This is a genomic window from Succinimonas sp. (assembly GCF_045225735.1).
GTDB lineage: Bacteria > Pseudomonadota > Gammaproteobacteria > Enterobacterales > Succinivibrionaceae > Succinimonas.
In genome coordinates this window covers 1-2,683 of record NZ_JBGVBR010000429.1, presented here as the reverse complement: position 1 = coordinate 2,683, position 2,683 = coordinate 1, and the positions used below count along the sequence as shown (strand labels likewise).

At 43.3% G+C, this 2,683-nt stretch carries 2 protein-coding genes and 1 pseudogene; 2 read left to right on the top strand and 1 reads right to left on the bottom strand.

Going from position 1 to position 2,683, the window contains the following annotated elements:
* Together ACJROR_RS14935 and ACJROR_RS14930 are read left to right on the top strand one after the other, a co-directional pair.
* Nucleotides 1-526: hypothetical protein (locus ACJROR_RS14935; RefSeq protein WP_406547787.1), on the top strand; the 526-nt coding region annotated here is incomplete at its 5' end.
* A gap of 871 nt (nt 527-1,397) precedes the next feature.
* A complete protein-coding gene (locus tag ACJROR_RS14930) occupies nt 1,398-1,604 on the top strand; it encodes a hypothetical protein (RefSeq protein ID WP_406547786.1) in 207 nt (68 codons plus the stop codon).
* Nucleotides 1,605-1,860: 256 nt separating this feature from the next.
* Here the strand turns inward: ACJROR_RS14930 and ACJROR_RS14925 are convergent.
* Nucleotides 1,861-2,683, bottom strand: a pseudogene (locus tag ACJROR_RS14925) (hypothetical protein); the annotation flags it as partial.

The window sequence follows — 2,683 nt, the reverse complement described above, 5'->3', positions numbered from 1 at the left end:
CTCAGAATATTTTACCGAGTACCATCTTACCTCCAAGCTTCTTGAAATTCCTCTCTGGAGTGAAATCATCGAATTTGAGAAAACTCTTAAAAGAATAATTTTACTAGAAACACCCGACATTATCAAAAAGTATAAGCTTGCTAAAAATACCGTTAATGATACCGAACTGGAAGTAGCCTACAAAGCAGGAATCAGCTACAAAAGCATGGAACCTACCATAAAATTTTCTTGGCAATCTTCTGTATACAAGGTAATGTCAATAACCATTACTATTAAAATTATCAAGGGATATTGGGAAGATTTCTTTAAGAAATATTTTAACAACAAATCAGCCATGGAATTTGATACTTTCTTTTCAAAAATCATCAAGGCTCGTAACGGTATTGCTCATGGCCATGAAGACGAATGCATCACTGATTCCGAAAGGAATGAAATCGATATCCGCTGCAGGGAAATCACAGACCTGATAGGTAAAAAGATCTCGCCGACAACTAAAATTCCAGATGAAAGCACTTTTCGTCTTTGAACACAATCTAGAATTTTTTATAAAAGCGGTAAATTCTGAAAATAGTTATTTTTCAAGCAGCTTGCCTGTATTCGCAGGAAAACAACTCTAAACTGAGCACAAGAGACCTGAATAAACCGGATAATCAAATGAGAAAAAACAAACGCAGAAACGATGAATTTAAATTTCCCCAAGAGAGAAGATTACCTGTGGGAATTCTGGCCGCCGGTGTGATAATTTTTCTTCTGTATTTTGACAAGACTCTCAATCAGTCCGAATCCTGTGATATCTTCTGCCGCCTTTCTAACAATGACATGACCCAGGCTAGATTTTTGGTCATTGTAGTAATGCTCCCCTTTTTAGTCTGGGCCCTAACCGGATGGGATCGCATCATGCGGGTAATGTTGTGGTTATTGTATGTCACATCAATTATTATGCCTATTGTCTTCCTATGCCATTTTTTCTGTAACCGGTAACGCTGCTTTTGTCATAACCCGAAGGACTAGACCTACGGTTTTTGCAAGCCCCCATTACCTAAGGCATTACATTTGAGCGAAATTTCTGTACCTCAAGAGATACCAGGCATAAGCTCGGCACTTATCAAGGAATGCAAAATAACAGGAGTTTTTGAATGACATCATTTGTGTCAGTCAGTCCCTGAAATCTCCAAAGTGATGTGCTCCTGCCTCATAACTCTCCCGTACCTTGTTCCGCCAGTACTTCTCACTTCCCGTCCTTAAACTTCCGAAGCCGCTTTTCCGTACGAACCGCAATATTATCCCGACGCCCGGTGTTAAGCACGCTTCCGGCTCCCGGTAAGACTTTCCAGAGAGAACTCTCCCTCGGCAAGAGCCCTCCGGTAATAGGGAAGTGCAAGTTCAGGAATAAGGGCATGGGTTATAATTACTTTGATTTTGGTTTTGCCGCCGGGATAGGATTTAACCTCGGCAAAGGCGATGCGGGCAAATTTCGCCGGAATATCTCCTCCGGGCAGATTAAAAGAACGAATGTGCCGCGTAGCCAGTGCTATCAACCAGGATCTGACCAGGGGCTGACCCATGGGGGATCAAGAATTTCGGAATTGAGGGTGAAAGGATAATGAGAACTGAGGGGCACGAAAAAGCACTAGGGGGTGGTCACAGAGGGGTAGAATTTCCAAGATCGCAAAGTTCTCTGGGGCCGTCCTAGGGCTCCGCAGAATTTCCGCAGTTAAACGCCAAAAAAGCGGCGAGACCTTGCCAGAAGCAAGTTCTCACCGTTATGACGTATAATTTTACGTATGTTACAACTTCGGTGCCGGCACTGCGGCACCATAAGGCAGCAGAATCACTTTAACCGCGGGAAATCTTCCTCATTTAAGCCCCCGTCGGAACAGATGGTGCCGGATCATTTTCCTGATCCTCATCGTCATCCAAAAGAGGATTAGGCCACACCTTCATAAGATCCCGCACAAAATCCGGGGGTACGTGATAATTTTTAGCAATAAAATCCACGATCTCTTCATCAGATTTTCCCTGTTTTTTCAGGGCATCAATGACAGATAAAACTTTTATTTTCTGCCTCCAGCGATGAAATACGTTGCTCACCATGCCAACCTCCTTGTTCTTTTTCAGTTCTTCGCGCAATACCTCAATATCAGTTACGGTACTGAGAAACTGCTCCGTCTTGTCGTCAATGTCTATGCTTGTGTCGCTGTAATTTTCATTAATTGAGGCCGCAAGTCCGTATTCATCATGTGCGTACTTGATGACATTCAGGACAAATCCGCACATGGTGCTGAATTTCGAAAAATCAGAATCCTCTATCTCTTCGGGAGAGATGATGTGAAGCGTGTAGTTGTTCAGAAATGGCCTAAGCGCATCATCATTTATGTCCAGAAGATCACAAAGTTCTCTGGGGCCGTCCCAGGGTTTGCCGCTCAGGTTCATCACCAGGGTAATAACGGGCTTCAGCTTATCCTCTTTGGTCATGCCGGACAGAAATTCCGCGCTGCCGTTTGTGCTGCTTCTGCAATTTTTGCGTTTCTTGCGGCTTCCTTTGATCTTAAAAACACCTTTTCCATACGTCAATCTGGCATTGCCATTATTGACATTCTGTTCCAATTTTTTCTGCCGTTCATGCTGGTTCTCGATTGCTTTAATCTGAGTTGCGTAGCTAAGCGCGTCATAAAGCATGTTT